Here is a 17755-nt window from a genome sequence, read left to right as displayed (position 1 = left end):
GGCTTTCAACATAAACATCTATACACAGCGCGGTTAGCGAGATACATCGAGAGCATCACGCAACACATCACCAATATAGTTAAATAAAACAACAGTAATAAAAATAGCGAGCCCCGGGTAAATTAGCAGCCACGGTGCCGTTTGTAGAAAATCTCGGGAGCTCAACAAGATAGCGCCCCACTCCGGATCCGGCGGTTGCACACCGATGCCTATGAGCGAGAAACTGGCTACCAAAATGATGGCATCTCCTAGATGTTGAATAATAACAATCACCAACGGTGGCAATACATTCGGCAGAATATAGCGCCACAGAATTCGTAGATTTGAAGCACCTGACATACGAGCAAAGGTAATATACTCCGCGTGGCGTTCAATCTGTACGAGGCCTCTAGTAATACGGGCATATTCCGCCCATTTCGTAATGCACAAGGAAATGATTACATTCGTTATGCTAGGTCCCATAATACCGATGAAAGCAATGGCAATCACCATGTTCGGAAACCCTAGTACCAAATCAATCAAGCGAGATAACCAACGGTCAATACTAGGTGTAGAGAATCCTGCTAACCCACCAATAGCGATACCAATGGCCCCACTAATGCCAATGATGGTGAAAGCAATCCCTAAAGAGGCTTTACCACCGTACAAAATACGAGACCACACATCACGACCGAGTTGGTCAGTACCTAATAGATGGGTACTACTAATATCTTGTAAGCGATCCGCGATATTCGTCGTTTCAGGATCAAATGGTGCTATATAGGGAGCGCATAAGAAAAATGCGATCCACAGAGCTGCTAATACCAACATAACGTATAAAGTATAGGGCTTTTGTCTATTCATAAGAGCCTCCTTTTATGGCGGCTCTTCGCTTCGGATTCAGCCAAACACTCAATACATCAATGATAATATTAATTACGATGAACACCAAGGTAATCCAGATGATATAACCTTGCATCAATATATAATCGCGAGCCATAATGCCTTGTACCATCATGTAACCAATACCTTTTATGGAGAATACCGTTTCAATAACGGCAGAGCCACCTAACATAGCGCCCATAGTTACCCCCATCATAGGCAACAACATAAGTCCCACATGAGGGAATATGTAACGGGTGTAGACCATCCATTCTGGCAAGCCTAATGCTCGCGCCCCCTGTACAAAGGGCTGTCGCGACACTTCTAAAATAGCATTGCGCAATCGACGAATATAGAGGCCACATATCCATAAAGCAAGGGTTACCGCGGGCAATACATAGGCAGAAAAGCCATTGGTATTCGTTACCGACACTAGCTGTAGTTTAACACCAAATAAGTACAATAATAATAGACCTACCCAGAATCCAGGAATAGCTAAGGCCAAGAACGTTACTAGACGTATACCATGATCGATCCAAGAATCCTGATATTTTGCAGATACTATACCAAGAGGTATTGTTACTGCAATCCCCATAACAAGAGCTAAGGATACTAGCCCCAAGGTATTAGGCAAGGCGCCACCAAGAATGGTCGCTACTGGTAAAGCATACAGAATAGACTCACCAAAGTCACCTTGTACAATTTGACCTAACCAACGTAAGTATTGCTGCCACCAAGGATCATTGAGTCCTAACTGCTCTCGTATCTGCGCGACCACAACTGGATCAGGTGTAGCCCCTACAAGATTAAACTTCATCGACACGGGGTCGATAGGAGATAATTTTATCAATACAAATGTACCGATAGTAACCACCAATAAAATACCTACAATACTCACCAAACGTTGTAGTATTAATCGATACAATACATCACCTGCCTTCTTTATCACAAAATAGCTATATTTATATTCTATCAATGTAATACTTAGATAGATATACCCATACGGGTATTTAGAATCGTTATCATTATAAAAGTTTTGCATACCAAAACAAAAACGGCCCCTCATGAGAGGAGCCGCTTCTTATATAACCCTTACAGTGTCCATGCGAGTGCTTCACCACAGCTCGCATGCCTATCCCACTAGGCTGGACTGTTATATTATTTTGTATGTGCTGTAGGTGCTACAGTGTTAGCAATAATAGCCTTCGCCATGTCGCGAGTTACAGGACGTTCAAAGTACATCCCATGGTTTTGACCATCTTTTGTCCAACCAGCGAGGTATACCATTTTTTCGCCACCTTTGAAAGTAACCTTTGTACCGTTTACTTTTTCTGTAGCTGTAACGCGATAATCCTTATGATTACCACTGATATCACCTTTTGTAGTACCTACGCGATACACAATACGTTTGCCTGCTGCTTGATTGCGAGTAGAATCTTCGCCAGCTTGGTAAACATACACAACTTGCAAAACATCTTTATTGATTGTGCTTACAGACTCAATATTATAGCCTACAGGTAATACTTTAGGTAGATGAGGCATAATATTCATGTATTTAGCAGCTTCATTAATAGTAGCGAATTCATGAATTGGGCTTGGCATACCAACCATTGGCGCTGCCTGTTCTGCAACTACAGGTTTAGCTGGATCTGGCTTTACATCAAAAGTACCTTGCGCACCAGCAACAGTGTAAGAACCTACACAAGCACATGCAACTGCCATTAATACAAATTTTTTAACCATGAGTATAATCTCCCTTCGGTCAATAAAAAAATTATTAAAAACACATTTATTTTGTATGTGATTTTTCCTCAACAATATTATGGATAATAGCCTTCGCCACATCTCGTGTAACGGGACGCTGAAATTCTAAAGAGTGATTTTGTCCATCTTTCATCCACGATGCAAGATAAACCATTTTCTTACCACCTTTGAAAGTAACCTTTGTACCATCTACACTTTCAGTTTCTATAACCTTATGAATCTTATGGTCATCGCTGATATCACCTTTTAATGTAGTAGAGGTACGATAAAAAATAAGAGCACCACCGGCTTTATTTACGTACGGATCTATACCGGGTTCGTAGACATAAACAACTTGTAATATATCTTTCTCTAAAGTTATAACAGATTGAATATTAAAGCCTACAGGTAACAACTTTGGCATCTGTGGTGTAATATTCATATACTCCGCCGCTTCTTTAACTGTAGTGAACACATGTACAGGACTCGGCATAACAACGCCAGGAATAGCTGCTTCAACAGACATCTCTAGGGGGCCAGAAACTTTAGTTTGTGCATCTATAGCATCTTGAGCCTTAACAACTCCATAAGTACCTATACAGACGCAAGCTAACGCCATCAAAAAAGATTTCTTTAGTATTGAGGTCATAATAATATACTCCACAAAATATATTTTGTAAAATTATATTTATTAAAATACGCTTAATAAGTATATCCTAAATAATTGGGGAATTCAAGTAATATTCATCATATATCGGTTTTTATTAATATAGGTAAATAAAATCATTTATCAACTATGATATGACTAGTTACTTTTACCCAAACTATCAAATATTAAGCTATTTCTTATGTACCATAAAGCCTGCCGCTTGTTGGTTCGCCATGATGGTTACATCAGAGATTTGTAAGCGTTTAGGTTGATTAGTTACATACAATACTACATCGGCTACATCCTCTGGTTGCACAGCCTCAATGCCAGCGTACACAGATTTAGCTCGTTCCGCATCACCGTGGAATCGTACTTCGCTGAATGGAGTTTCTACGATGCCTGGTTGAATGGTAGTAACCTTAATATCTGTAGCTATGGTGTCCATACGAATGCCATCGCTTAATGTCTTTACCGCTGCCTTTGTAGCGCAGTATACTGCACCATTAGGATATGCATAAATGCCTGCAGTAGAACCCATATTTACAATATGACCTTCATTTTTATCAATCATGAAAGGTAATACCGCTTTTGTTACATATAAAAGGCCTTTCACATTGGTATCAATCATAGTCACCGCATCATCAACAGCACTATCTTGGAAAGGATCAAGCCCTTGTGCAAGACCCGCATTATTAACGAGCACATCGACGCCACCAAAAGCCTCGATAGCAGCAGGAACCTTGCTTTCAACATCCTCGCGACTACGTACATCAAGAACTAAAGTCTCAACACGCACGCCATATTCCTTAGACAAACGAGCCTGTACCTCGCCCAATAACTCAGCACGACGACCAGAAATCAACACATTATCGCCATGCTTGGCATAAGCCTCAGCAATACAAAGACCAATACCAGACGTTGCACCAGTAACAAAAACATTACGAGCCATAAAAGCCTCCTTATTATCAATCCGTTTTATTCTATCAAGTTCATTATACCATTATAAAAATCAAAAAACGCTACCCTACTACCTATAATCGATAAAAATAGTGTATACATTGGAGCCTTCCTCTATTTCCTAAAATGATATGCTGGCTCATCTGTATGTAAGACAAAAATATTTGAGCTCTACCACAGCTAGAAAGCAAATAGGGATACCTATTCGAAGCCGCCTTGGGCGCTACACATAGCATTCTCTCCTTTTCCCCTAAATGATATGTCGGCGCAGATAGGATTTAAAAGAATACATAAAGTGGCTTATGGATTTAGGAAAATGATAATAAAAAAAGGATACCCTTTCTGAAAACAACTTAGCTCACCTTTGTCCCTTCCACTTTCTCTAAAATGATATGTAGGCGTATCTGTATTTAATACGCTAATATTTGAGCTCTACCACAGCTAGAAAGCAAATAGGGATACCTATTCGAAGCCGCCTTGGGCGCTACGCGTACCCATGAAGGCTGAGGATAGGTATCCCTATTGTTTTATTTAATTTGATTAGTAGAGCTCAAATACGCTAGCTTTTATTTCAGATGCGCCAACATATCATTTAACACTTCCATGCAATCCCCTACGATGCCATAGTTAGCGTGTTGGAAGATTTCTGCGTTTGGATCGTTGTTAATAGCCACGATTGTGTCAGCACCGGAGATGCCGCTCACGTGTTGGATAGCGCCGGAAATACCGAATGCCAAGTATAGTTTAGGGCTTACAGTTTTACCAGTTTGGCCTACTTGGTATGGCAATTCAATCCAGCCTTTTTCAACGAGTGGACGTGTAGCGCCTACTACGCCACCAATAGCTTCAGCAAGTTCGTAAAGTTTATCAAAGTTTTCTTTAGAACCCATGCCGCGACCACCAGCTACGATGATATCTGCTTCTTGGATATTGTAACCATCTTTGCCGAATGGAATGAAGTCAAGACGCTTCATGCGAATATCTTCAGGTTTAAGGTCGAATTGTTCTACTTGAATACGACCCCAGCTATCTGCAATGCGCTCTGGTCTTTTAAATACGTTAGGACGTACAGAGCCCATTTGTGGACGATGGTTTGGAGAAATGATTTCCGCCAAGATATTGCCGCCCAAGGCAGGACGAGTCCATTCTACAAGGCCTTCTGCAGTATCTACAGTCAAGATTGTACAGTCAGCAACTACACCGTTTTGCATGCGACCAGACATACGAGGTGCCAAGTCACGACCGTTGTTAGTAGCACCGATTAAAATTACATTAGGCTTATGGTCTTTGAAGAAGTCAGTTAATACTTTTGTGTAGCCATCAGTTGTATAGTATTTCAAAAGAGGGCTTTCAAAAACGTGAACAATATCAGCACCATGTGCTACGAGTTCTTCTGCTTCGGATTGAACATGTTCCCCAAGTAGCATAACTTGAACGAGTTGGCCCAATTCCTTAGCGATACGGCGAGCTTGGCCAATCAATTCATAAGTAACCGGATGCACCACATCATCGATGGTATCGGCTACGACAAAGACGTCTTTATAATCATCAAAATTTGTCACACCCATTACCGGTCACCTCCTTTGGAACCTTCATCACCTTGAGCGGCAGCTACCGCTTTAAAATCGCTGGCGGACACACTTTCAACAGTAGCAGCCCGTTGCGCAGGATCTTTAACATCAACACCTTCATCATTAGGTTCCTCAGCCGCAACAGGTGCATCGCTTGGAACTAATAGATGAGCAAATTTTTCTGGCTTAATATTGTACGCCAATTCGAGAACCTTTTTAGAACCTTCTTCAACATTTGGAAGCATTTCAACTTTACCGCGAAGAGGTGGTTGGTATACCTTACGAACGCGCGTAGGGGACCCGTTAAGGCCGATACGGCTTTCATCAATATTAGGCATATCACGCAATGTAACATGGGAAATTTCATAACGTTTCGCATAAATAGAGCTCCAGAGACCTGGTTGACGTGGCTCATTAAGCTCAGCTGTAGCCGTTACTAATACTGGCAATGGCACTTCTACGATTTCGTAACCATTTTCGTGCTCCCGTGTTACAGTTGCTTTTTGCGCCGCTGTATCTACAGCAAATTTACAAGCATACGTTGCTTGCGCCATACCGAGTTCTTCTGCAATTTGAGGGCCTACTTGTGCAGTATCGCCATCGATAGCCTGTTTACCACAGAAAATGATTTCAAATTGACGATTCATTGTCTTTTGGACATGACGGATAGCAGATGCAATGGTATAGCTTGTAGCCAATGTATCAGCGCCACCGAAAGCGCGGTCTGTAACAAGTACCGCATCATCAGCACCGAGAGATAAACATTCGCGAAGAGCATCCTCAGCTTGAGGAGGACCCATCGCCAATACTGTTACACGGCTACCTTCATTTTCGTCTTTTACCGCAAGAGCTGCCTCTAATGCATGCATATCGTCAGGGTTTACAATACTAGGCAAGCCTGTGCGGATGAGATTATTCGTTTCCGGATCCAGTTTAATCTCAGATGTATCTGGAACCTGTTTGACACATACTAATAACTCCATACACTCACCCCTGTCTAAATTCTACGCCCTTAGCGTTACGCGGATATTTCCAAGTTTTTACGATAGTTTCGCCACAGAGAACACGGCAAGTACCGCACTCTAAACAACCAGCGAAGTCAAAGGCTAAATCGCCATTTTCTTGTAATGTATATAGACCAGCAGGGCAGCCGTTTACGAGTTTCATTTTCTCTTCGTGGCTGAAGCCAGCGCCATCCACAAGGATATGAGGAGACGTTTCATCTACATAATATTTATTGGCGCCCAAGCGCTCTTCTAATTTCATAGGGAACGCACCCCTTTCATTGCATCACGAATCAAGGTTACAAGGCCAACGTCACGAACGCGACCCATTAATTTTTTCAACATCGGAACAGCACCATCACCGTTTACAGTGAATACATCGCGCATCACATTATTCACGAGAGCTGGATATTCCTTGAATATACGAGGATTGGATGCAAGGAAGTCAGGCATGTTTTTATACAATTTCAAGTCTTTATGCAACCAAGAATTTTTGATTTGACGTTCATATAGACTAGCAACGCGTTCCATATTTTCGTCGCGCAATGCTATGTTAACTGCATCAGCTGCACACATGCCGGATTCAATAGCGAGATCCATCCCACGAATCGTGTAACCAAGGTTCATACACATACGCGCTGCATCGCCAACGATAAGATAACCATTGCCGCCCAATTGTGGCATTGCTTTATAACCACCTTCAGGTACTAGATGCGCACTATGCTCTTTCAATTGACCATTTTTCAACAATGGTGCAATTCTTGGATGACTTGTGAAAGCTGAAAGCATTTCGTCTACAGACTTATTAGCTTTACCGATATCTTCAAGACCTACAACCATACCTACGGAAAGGCTTTCTTTATTAGTGTAAATAAAGCCACCGCCCAATAAGCCGTCAGTCATATCGCCTAAAGTGAGCCATGCCATACCTTCATCACCAGATAGCATGAGGCGATTTTCAAGATCATCTTTCTTAAGTTTATATACTTCTTTAACGCCTACAGCCATTGTGCTTGGATCTGTAGGACCTGTTAAACCAGATTTTTCCAATAACAATGTATTGGAACCTTCAGCGATGATAACGAGTTTAGCATAAACTTCATCATCGTGGCAGCGAACGCCTACGACGCGGCGGTTCTTGCCTTCACCTTCAGTGATGAGGTCTGTAACTTGTACGTTAGATACTAGGAGAGCACCTTTTTTCTCTGCCTCACCTGCGAGCCATTTATCAAATTTAGCGCGCAATACTACGTAGGATTCCTCATTAGGTTTCCCATCTTGATTACTATACTCAATAGTAGTCATTTCATTGCCAGTGCCAATAGAAATACGTTCTTTTGTCACTTTACGTTCCAATGGTGCACGTTCTCTAAAGTCCGGTACAAGACGTTCTAAAGAATGTGTGTAGATACGTCCACCCATCATATTTTTAGCGCCTGGTGCGGTGCCACGTTCGATGAGTAGTACTTTCGCCCGTTGTTCTGCGAGGCGCAATGCCGCCGCAGAGCCCGCTGGACCTGCACCAACGACGATGACATCAAATGTTTCATTACGATCAATTGCCATATACTCAGCTCCTTTAAATGAAAGCTTAACTTACATAAGTTCATACAGTATATATATATTCTCTACGAAGAGGTAAAACACCTTTAAAAAAATCGGCAAAAAAATAAATATATTCTATATTTTACGAAATTATGCTATATAACACTCTATAGGATGTATATATAATCATTATAAGCTCATACTATTTCACACTAAGATTTTTAATTAAGTGCAATAAAATTCATCAATTCGTGAAATTTATAAGTTTTTTCTAGCTTTCACAGTGAAAGTAGCGTATGATAAAAGTAGGAAAAACCCTATACGGAGCAAGACGCGTATAATACGACCGCATAATGCAAGTCCACGGTCAAGGTTAGGAACTCGTTATTTTTTAATTAAGAGGAGGCCCTATGGACCCGTTAAGAATCTTGAAAGCATTATCAAATCCGCATCGGTTAGATATTATATTGTGGCTAAAACACCCAGAGAAAGAATTTGGTGTACAAGTACACACTAAAACTCTTATCGATTTTCCTAACAGTGTAAGCGTTAAGAGTATCCAAAAACGCTGCGGTGTATCTCAATCGTCTATTTCTACATTTATGAGCATCTTAGAAAATGCGGAACTTGTAGAATCTCGTAAAATCGACCAATATACCTACTTCCGTCGTAATGAAGAGGTAATTCGCGATTTTGGCGAATGGTACAGCAAAGAAGTATCGATTCAGTCTGATCAGGTTGACAAACTGTTAGAAACGGTTATCTTAGAAGACACTTCGTATCCAACAACAGAGGAAAGCTCTATGCCTAGCGAGCAGCTCGCAGCCGAAATGCGTACTAAGGGACCACATCATGAAGAAGAAAAATAATTCTCCTTCCCTACGTATCCTACCTAGGGATAAAACAAAAAGAAGCTATAACATCTAGTCTTATAGCTTCTTTTTTATTTTAACCCGCTCCCTTATGCGACGAAATACATCGGCACCAGAGTATCGAATTTTGCTTTCTTTTGCTGCAGAATCAGCTTCATCCAAGGCGTACTCAATAGGATCTGTTAATGCTGAATATTGTTCAATACTCATTAACACCATAGTTCCATATCCATTCTTAGTTAAAAATACAGGAGAATTTGTGGTAATAACGGTTTCTTCAACTTCCGGAAATTTATTACGCAAGTCTGATACAGGTCTAATATTAATCAATATATACACCTCCTTATATCATAATTCTATCATTATTTTATTGAATTTACTAATAGTATTATATTAATTAACAATTCAAGTAATAAAGCCCTCCAACTGGAGGGCTCTTTATATTATGGTTATATTTCTGATTGTTAGCGTTGTGCTTCGTAAGCTCTGAATAGTTTAGATAACAATTCAGGCGCCAAGCGTAATAAGTCTGGATTTTCACAGAAGGATACGCGCAATTGTGTCTTACCTGGGTTATCATCACCTTTTTTACCGCTGTAGAAACCATTGAGCGGTGCCATAAGAAGTGTGTATTCTTGGCCATCATCGAGGCTGACTGCGCCGTGTTCGGCACACCAAGAGGCAAACTCTACACCATCAAAGCCAGGTTTAGCCACCTTGCGTACGTCGATAACAAAGTAGATAGACGCTTCAGGACGAGATACGATAAAGTCCGGCTCTACCTCTTTGAAACCTTGGTGAAGTTCAAAGATCATTTGACGGTAGTAATCGCGTTGTTGCTCATACCAGTTATGTAATTGTGCGTAGGACTCGTGCTTCAACGCGCCAAAGATATATTGACCCAATGTGTTAGCACTAAGGTTTGCCGTATATTCAGCAACAGATTTTTCGTAGCACAATTTATTGTCTGTAATGATGGCACCAATGCGGAGACCACAAGCATTCCAAACCTTACTAGCCGTTTCAAGACTGATACGGCGGCCTTCGATACCAGGCACATCTTTATCGGTTAAAGCCCAAATACTAGATGTTTCTTTCCCTTTTTCATAAGCCAATTCACGGTATGCTTCGTCAGAGATGATCCACAAATTATGTTTAACACATAGTTTAGTATATTCAATCAATGTTTCCTTACTGAATAATTGACCTGTTGGGTTATCGTAAGGAATGATGAGCAATGCACCCGGTTTTGTATCGATAATGCGTTGCTCTACAGTTTCAACGGATGGTAATTCAAATTCCCCATCTTCGTTAAGCTCACGCTCAACAGTAACTGTTTTACGGCCAATGCGAAGACCAACCGCATCATAGTTTGTATAAGATGGGTTGAACATCAAAAGAGGACGTTCCTCTTCGCCTGCACCACCACATACGCCAAGCATGATGATTTCCATCGCCATGGATGCACCATCTGTTACAAGTACATTAAGACCAGTTGTATCAAAACCTTGACTGCGTAAAATGTGAAGAAATGCTTCGCGACATTCATCAGTACCCGTAGTTGGTACGTATGGCACGATGCCATTATGGAACGGGCTATTCACACCGCCCAAATTGAACAACCTACGCTGCATGGCGGGATGCATAGGACGCATTACATTACCAATAGAACCATTCACCAAGATAGGCGGGTTCTTACGTTCCAAGAATTTAATTTGTCCTAAGCGAATGCCAGACGGCTTGCGAGCCATCATATACGGCGACAATTCTGGTTGTTTCATTTCGATCCAACTCCTCTAAAAATAAACCTCCTCAACAAGGAGGTTTTGATAACTGTGAAAGTAACAAAACACCTACTATACAAGTAAATACCTGATACATCACAAAGCAAAATTAAAAACAATTACATAGATATATATAGATACATAATATTATAGAGCTTTTACTATAGAAAATCTATAGTTTTATAACACATACTTATGTACATATGCCTAATTTATTGGCTATTGAAAATAACTCTCATAGTGCTGTATTACTATACCACGATAAATTAATGTAAAAATGAAAGAGCCTAATTAAAGGCTCTTTCTCTTTCATGTATACAGCGATTATAACGCTCTATGTTTTAAATTGTCACTTCTACGCCGAGACGATAGTTGCGACCTTGACCTGGCCACCAGTCACCAGGGTTGCCCCAACGAACGCTAGATTGTTCTGCATAGTAAGTATCAAAGATATTGTTGATACGACCAAATACAGTTACGTTTTCGCGTACTCGGTAGTTTGCGCTGATGTCAGCTAACCAGTAAGTTTTGCGCGGGAATACATTATCCGCTGTACCAGGACGGTTGATGATACCGCGAATATCCAAATGAGCATCCCATTTAGCATCGTTGTAATCAAGACCTGCGTTAACAGCATGTTTTGGTACATATCCATCACGGTTTGCTTTGCGAGTTGGTGTTGCATCGATATGAGTATAAGTATAGCCAAGACGTGCGGACAAGTGCTTAGTCAATTGTTTACGCACATCTGCATTGATGCCATGAGCTTTTTCAGTATCGAAATTGCGATATTGACCTGTGAAAGCTGCAGGGTTTGTCATAACCCAACCGATTTTATCTTTCGTACTACGGCTGAAGAAGCTAAGATTACTATTCCATGTTTTACCGAATTTGTGGTGTACACCTAAATCAAATTCATGACCTGTTTCCGGTTTCAAATTGCGGTTGCCATTGAAACCATCAAATAATTGGTATGGTGTAGGTGCCAAGAAGTACTCTTTATATGCAGCATATACATTTGTTTTTGCATTTACATCATAGCCTAGGCTGATGGATGGAGATGTATGCGTACCGAAGGAGGAATGATGGTCAACGCGGATACCAGGTGTTACAGTCCACTTAGGAGCAAATTTCCATTCATCTTGGATGAAGTAGGATGCATTTGTCAGTTTCACGCCACCCATGTTAACCACTTTATCTTGACGCCAATCAAAACCACCTACTACAGTATGATCTTTAGCTTTATATGTTACTTGATCGCCGATACCACGAGTTTTCACATCTGTTAAGTACCCATCGTACGTTGTTTTGTAGTGATTATTCATCAAGTATAATTGATGGCTCCAGCGGTTGCTAATTTTATTATTCCAAATCGCACGCAAGGAGTCATTTGCTTCATTACCATAACGAATATGATTGAGAGCACCTAAATGGTCAGAGTACATTACATCGCCACGGTATGTATCGTAAGATACTTTCACATCGTTCTTCTCATTGATTTTATTGCCTACCATGAAGGATGCAGTATGGCTGTTACCGTGTTGAGGAATGCGCACGCCATGACCATCTTTATAGGAGCCGATGATATCTTTTTGTACGCCTACACGCCAGTACCAATCGTTTTTGCTACCTTCGTTAGTAATAGCGTATTGCTCTAAGTCGTTGCTACCGCCCATAACGCGGAGTTTAGTTTGTACACCTTGCTCAGGTTTTGCAGTGATTACGTTAACTACACCACCGATGGCACCGGAACCATACAAGGTAGAACCTGCACCACGTTGTACTTCAACGCGATCGATGCTAGACATATCTTTCAAAATAGTCATCGGCGGGTTTATACCAGCTGCGCCCATATTGATGCCGTCTACCAAGTACAATACTTGGTCAGACCCATTGATGCGGAATGCATTGGAGTTCGTGTAACCTACGCCACCACCGTACGTATTAATGTCTACGCCTGGTACGATGTTCAAGGCTTCGTTCATATTCGTAGCATGGCGCTCACGAATATCGTCACCTGTTACTACGCCTACACTAGCTGGCACTTCTGAAAGCTGTTGTTCACTACGAGTTGCGGTAACAACAATGGTATGCGCTTCTTTAGCGTCACCTACGTTAGCAGCTAATGCATTAGATACGCTCAAAGAGCTACCAAATACTAGGGCTAACCCTACATACAGAGATAATCGTTTCATTCTTGATACTTTCATAAAAACCTCCACACACACTAAATCACTTGCTATATATATTTTGTGCCATAGAAACCATTGCACGAGTCATAAATTGAGAATAACTCATAACCTGCGAGGAATCTACGAGGAACACACGACGATTAGCGATGGCCTTAACACCTTGCAACGCAGGATCAGAATAAAGCTGTTCTGCCGCTGCTGGCGTAGTGCCATCAGAAGTATAGTTCACAGACGGAATGATAATAATATCTGGATTGGCTTTGATTAAATCCTCTCGCGTCCCGTTATCAAAAGGCCCTAAGCCTAATTGAGCGGCCGCATTGTGTACCTTCAGATATTTCGTCATGTCATCAAAGGTTGACCCTTTGCCACCTGTAAGACCAAATTGCGTGTAAAACGCCACCAAAGGACGCTCCCCGCTATGCTTATTTGCTATGTCTTCTACAGTTTTCAAATCTGCATCCATGCTAGCAATCATCTTTTCATCAGAGGCATGTAAAAGACCAGCAATTTCATGAATAACTGCTTTTGCTTCTTCTACCGTAGTCGGCGTCTTATACACATACACTGGTATTTGCATATTCCGCATTTCCCCAATGGCATCTGGGGACATCCAGTTTGGAACTAATACTAAATCAGGCTGTACAGAGAGCATGGACTCAGCAGTTGCTTTCACATGCTTCTCTACCTTAGCTGACGCCTCAGGCACATTGTTTACCACAGTGCCCACAGCAGCCACTCGGCTCGGATCAACTAAGGATAAGACGATATCCTCTGTACTCGCCGCGATAGGAACGATGCGCTTAGGCTCGCTAGGCACCGTAACGGCTACGCCGGTACCATCTGTCACCTGATGTGTAGCGCCAGTCGTCCCCGTTTGTGTAGGTCCACAGCCGACCACCAGCAGTACCATCATGACTATGGTGCATATAATCGATATTCTTTGTTTCATACTAACGCCCTTCTATAACTCCTTCTATGGAAATATATAAAGACTGCAAATCTTGTAATATCTCTTGATCTGCATCCCAATAGCCACGTTGAGCGGCTTCCAACAAGATTTCTGCAATGCGCTGTAATGCCCAAGGGTTTACGTCGCGCATCCAGTCTTGCACTACTTTGTCTAAGGCATATTTGTTAGCATACCCCTTATAAACCCAGTCAGGCACCACATCACTGGTAACATCCCAGCCAAAACTATGAGACACTACATTAGACATGTCCGATGCTCCTTTGTATCCATGTTTCATCATGGCTTGAATGAATTTTGGGTTCTGCGTTTCCCCTTGCACAACGCGGCGAAACTCATCCGACAAGGACCGCATCACGACGCGACTACGATCTGTACTATCCCCCACATACGCGCGAGGGGCGCTGCCTTTTGCATTTCGCACCGCCGCAATGAGCCCACCATGATAGCTGTAATAATCGTCAGCACTCAAAATATGAGTCTCCCGATTATCTTCATTCTTGATGGTCACATCCATAGTCGTGAGGCGACGTTGGAATAATCGCATATCTTGTGGCACATCCTTGTGCAGGTGAAAGCTACTCCACTTGCTATATACGTGCGCAATATCGCTTAAGGACTCCCAGTTTTTACCTTCTATCAAGGCTCCTACCCCAGTGCCATAGGCTTGTGGCGGGTCACCGAAGATGCGAAGGCGTGCCTTCTTAGTGGCTAATAAAGGATCTTCACCTTGTTCCACGAGCCAGTCTACATCGTCGTGAATATGCTTTTTCACATAGTTATCTTCCAATGATTCATCTAGGTCTGCCACTAGTTCAACCGCCTTGTCGAGCCAGCTGATAGCAGTGGGCATCATATCCCGAATAAGGCCACTGATACGGCCCATCACATCAATACGAGGTCGTTGTAATTCCTCTAACGGGATAACCTCTAACCCAGAAATGCGGCCATTGGATTGCCACTTAGGGCGAACCCCTAGCAAATAGAGGAACTCACCTAAACACTGACCGTGACTTCTAGAATTGCTACTAGCCCAGAGGATAATGCCAACCGTCTCCGGATAGCGCTGTTCATTTAAAATATAATCGGCAATGACTTGGTCTGCCAAGGCTATACCTAGTTGGTACGCTATCTTCGTCGGTAAGGCACGCTCATCTAAGCCATAGAAGTTACGTCCTGTGGGAAGTACATCTACTTGACCACTGGATGGCGCACCCCCAGGGCCTGGCTCAACGTAAGTCCCTTGTAAGGCTTTAGATATGGAAATGAGCTCATTCTTGGTTTCACCTAATTTAGGAATGTAATCACGAAGGATGGCCTCAGCCAAAGGCTCCAGACTAGGAACGATCTCATAATCTGGGTTATGCATGACATTAGATACAAAGGTACGTAATTCATTCCAAATACGGTCAATGATTACGCTATTACGAGTGCCCTCATCAGAGAGTTCACCACTGTGCTGCTCTAAATGTGTCCAATCATAGCCCATCTCCGCAGCTAATGTTTCTAAGGCCGATGCAATATCTCCTTGAGGGGTTCGTATGATGGCAGTAATAAATTCTTCTAAATCTGTCCCCTCAGGTCCTTGCCCCAAAATATGTAAGCCGTTGCGCATCTGCATATGTTTCAAATCAGTCAGTTTTTCGTGGACTTCCGTAATAACAGCATCTAGCTCCATCGTAGGTCCTTGTTCTTCATCGATAAGATGGCAGGCTAAGGCTTTTTCTCGAATGACCTCTCCAATTTCAGACACACTTTCAGGATGCTCCTGTTCAAAGTGGCTATGCTCATCGAGTAAGGCTTCTAGTTCTTCAAACTCATCGTAGAGCCCAGCCGTCGTCATCGGTGGCGACAGGTGCCCTACTAAGCAAGCGGAGCTACGCCGTTTAGCCTGTATACCCTCACCAATAATAGTCGTCCAATAAGGATAAATATTAGGTAATGAGGAAATCCCAATTTCAGGATAGCAACTAGCACTGAGTCCTGCTCCCTTACCTGGGAGCCATTCTAAGGAGCCATGAGTCCCTACATGAATGACTGCATCCGCTTCAAAGACGGTCCGAACCCAGTGGTAGAACGCCAAGTATTGATGCGGTGGTGGCAAACATGGATCGTGATAGATGGTAGATACATTCTCCCCAAAGCCTCGCGGCGGTTGTACCGTAATCCACAGATTGCCATTGGAGAAACCCGGTATGATGACTTCATCATCGTACACAAATACATCACCAGGAGCCTCCCCCCAAGCTTTAACCATTGTAGCTTGCGTGTCTGCTGGCAGCGTAGCAAAGTACGCTTTGTAGTCATCACTGCTCAAGCGACCTTCTGCAGAGGCTAGCAACTCATCGGTAAGCATGGATCGGTCATTGGTCATGTGGGACGTTACCATATCCATCAAGTCTGCACTGGTGTCTGGCACCGTATCGACAAGGTAGCCTTCTTCCTTCATCTGCGCTAATAAACGTAGCACCGATTCAGGTGTATCAAGGCCTGCGGCAGAACCAATGTTGGAGTTCTTAGGCGGATAGTTATGTAAAACAATGGCTATCTTTCGCTCTGATACAGGAATATGGCGCAACTTAGACCATTTAATGGCTCGCTGTACAACGGCAGCAATGCGCTCTTTCACCGGCAAATACACATAGTGACCACGCTCATCATAGGTTTGACAAGCCACTACACCGCCTTGAATAACACCATCTAACTCAGGCTGTGATATGGATAAATTCACATCTAACGGCGTAACTCCTTGCGGGTCCTGAGCCCAAGATTTCTCATCCATGTATATGGTATACCCTTGAACGATAGGTACGTCCTGTAATTTTAACTCCTCCAACGTTTGAGCCCCTAAGGACTGGAAGGAGAATTTACAAGTATTGATGAGCACATCAAAAGGGAATACATCCTTACCAAACAGGTAATTCATGGACAGTTTCATATTCGGAATGCCCACCCGAGGATTGGAGCCATATTGCCCATAAAAAATAATCGGATTGTACTGATGTTTGTAAATCTCTTCAAACAAGGCCTGCTGATAATAAATATCCCCCATAATCCATTCGTCGCGGTAGAAATACACCGCTATGGATGGCCAATCCCGATTGCCTTCGGCATCCATGAACTCATCATAGCTCTCGTAGATATTTCCATCGCGTCCCATGATGGCTTGCCACGGAATGTGGTCAGGTTCCTCCCATTCAGAGGTCGGTTTCGTACTGAAAGCTCCGTTAATAAGGCGCACATAGTTCATGACACCACTAGTGCGGCGATAGCTTTCAAGAAGAGTCCGCTGGTCTATATCTATATTGCGATAGAGAATGTCTGTTTTCTTAGGCTCTACTACGTCAATCCAGTATTTTGGATGATGTGCATACAACCATCGTTCCAGACGTTCCAAAAACGGCGAGTCTAAGCCCACCCCCATGTTGGTTACGAGTACTACATCGGCAGCACGCAGGCGACTTTCAAAAGTAGCATCCCATAGAGGCTGTTTTTTCATATTGCAAATATCCACCTCGCCCTGTATCAATTCAGGGTAAGTGGCAACAGCCTTTTCTATATATTGGATTTGTTTTCCTAAGTTAGAAATATACATGAGCCGACTCAT

The 17755-nt window shown here is 42.5% G+C and carries 15 protein-coding genes; 1 reads left to right on the top strand and 14 read right to left on the bottom strand.

The window, feature by feature from the left end:
• Positions 1-33 precede the first annotated feature (33 nt).
• From KH364_RS05030 to KH364_RS04990, 9 genes are all read right to left on the bottom strand, one after another.
• Positions 34-843 carry an ABC transporter permease gene (locus tag KH364_RS05030; RefSeq protein WP_273298831.1) on the bottom strand — a complete coding sequence of 270 codons (810 nt, stop codon included), beginning with the start codon at positions 841-843 and terminating at the stop codon, positions 34-36.
• A complete protein-coding gene (locus KH364_RS05025; protein ID WP_273298830.1) occupies positions 836-1786 on the bottom strand; it encodes an ABC transporter permease in 951 nt (316 codons plus the stop codon). Before KH364_RS05025 ends, KH364_RS05030 begins: the two co-directional genes overlap by 8 nt.
• Positions 1787-2019: 233 nt before the next feature.
• On the bottom strand, positions 2020-2604 hold the full coding sequence (locus KH364_RS05020) for a hypothetical protein (protein WP_273298829.1): 585 nt from the start codon (positions 2602-2604) through the stop codon (positions 2020-2022).
• Between the two features lie 46 nt (positions 2605-2650).
• Entirely contained in the window at positions 2651-3253 is a 603-nt protein-coding gene (locus tag KH364_RS05015; RefSeq protein ID WP_273298828.1) for a hypothetical protein, read from the bottom strand.
• A gap of 190 nt (positions 3254-3443) precedes the next feature.
• Positions 3444-4202 carry an SDR family NAD(P)-dependent oxidoreductase gene (locus KH364_RS05010; RefSeq protein WP_009351934.1) on the bottom strand — a complete coding sequence of 253 codons (759 nt, stop codon included), beginning with the start codon at positions 4200-4202 and terminating at the stop codon, positions 3444-3446.
• Between the two features lie 574 nt (positions 4203-4776).
• Positions 4777-5778, bottom strand: a complete 1002-nt coding sequence (locus KH364_RS05005; protein WP_009352014.1) for an electron transfer flavoprotein subunit alpha/FixB family protein — start codon at positions 5776-5778, stop codon at positions 4777-4779.
• A complete protein-coding gene (locus KH364_RS05000; protein ID WP_273298827.1) occupies positions 5778-6764 on the bottom strand; it encodes an electron transfer flavoprotein subunit beta/FixA family protein in 987 nt (328 codons plus the stop codon). Before KH364_RS05000 ends, KH364_RS05005 begins: the two co-directional genes overlap by 1 nt.
• A gap of 4 nt (positions 6765-6768) precedes the next feature.
• Positions 6769-7047 (bottom strand): ferredoxin family protein, encoded by a 279-nt coding sequence (locus KH364_RS04995; RefSeq protein WP_005387378.1) that lies wholly within the window; start codon positions 7045-7047, stop codon positions 6769-6771.
• Positions 7044-8351 carry an FAD-dependent oxidoreductase gene (locus KH364_RS04990; protein ID WP_273298826.1) on the bottom strand — a complete coding sequence of 436 codons (1308 nt, stop codon included), beginning with the start codon at positions 8349-8351 and terminating at the stop codon, positions 7044-7046. The genes KH364_RS04995 and KH364_RS04990 overlap by 4 nt, the downstream gene beginning before the upstream one ends.
• Positions 8352-8740: 389 nt before the next feature.
• Here KH364_RS04990 and KH364_RS04985 point away from each other — a divergent pair, with 389 nt between their 5' ends.
• Entirely contained in the window at positions 8741-9199 is a 459-nt protein-coding gene (locus KH364_RS04985) for a helix-turn-helix domain-containing protein (protein ID WP_273298825.1), read from the top strand.
• 60 nt (positions 9200-9259) lie between these two features.
• Here the strand turns inward: KH364_RS04985 and KH364_RS04980 are convergent, their stop codons facing one another.
• From KH364_RS04980 to cobN, 5 genes are all read right to left on the bottom strand, one after another.
• Positions 9260-9541 carry a type II toxin-antitoxin system Phd/YefM family antitoxin gene (locus KH364_RS04980; RefSeq protein ID WP_273298824.1) on the bottom strand — a complete coding sequence of 94 codons (282 nt, stop codon included), beginning with the start codon at positions 9539-9541 and terminating at the stop codon, positions 9260-9262.
• 125 nt (positions 9542-9666) lie between these two features.
• Entirely contained in the window at positions 9667-10983 is a 1317-nt protein-coding gene (locus KH364_RS04975) for an aminotransferase class I/II-fold pyridoxal phosphate-dependent enzyme (RefSeq protein ID WP_273298823.1), read from the bottom strand.
• Positions 10984-11327: 344 nt separating this feature from the next.
• Positions 11328-13196: a TonB-dependent receptor gene (locus KH364_RS04970; protein WP_273298822.1), complete on the bottom strand. Its 1869-nt coding sequence runs from the start codon at positions 13194-13196 to the stop codon at positions 11328-11330.
• A 22-nt stretch (positions 13197-13218) separates the two neighbouring features.
• On the bottom strand, positions 13219-14130 hold the full coding sequence (locus KH364_RS04965) for an ABC transporter substrate-binding protein (protein WP_273298821.1): 912 nt from the start codon (positions 14128-14130) through the stop codon (positions 13219-13221).
• A 1-nt stretch (position 14131) separates the two neighbouring features.
• Positions 14132-17755 (bottom strand): cobaltochelatase subunit CobN, encoded by a 3624-nt coding sequence (cobN, locus tag KH364_RS04960; protein ID WP_273298820.1) that lies wholly within the window; start codon positions 17753-17755, stop codon positions 14132-14134.

This window comes from Veillonella sp. oral taxon 158 (genome assembly GCF_018376515.1).
GTDB lineage: Bacteria > Bacillota > Negativicutes > Veillonellales > Veillonellaceae > Veillonella > Veillonella rogosae.
Note: the sequence above shows the minus strand (reverse complement) of the source record. Positions and strands in the feature narration are given on the sequence as shown.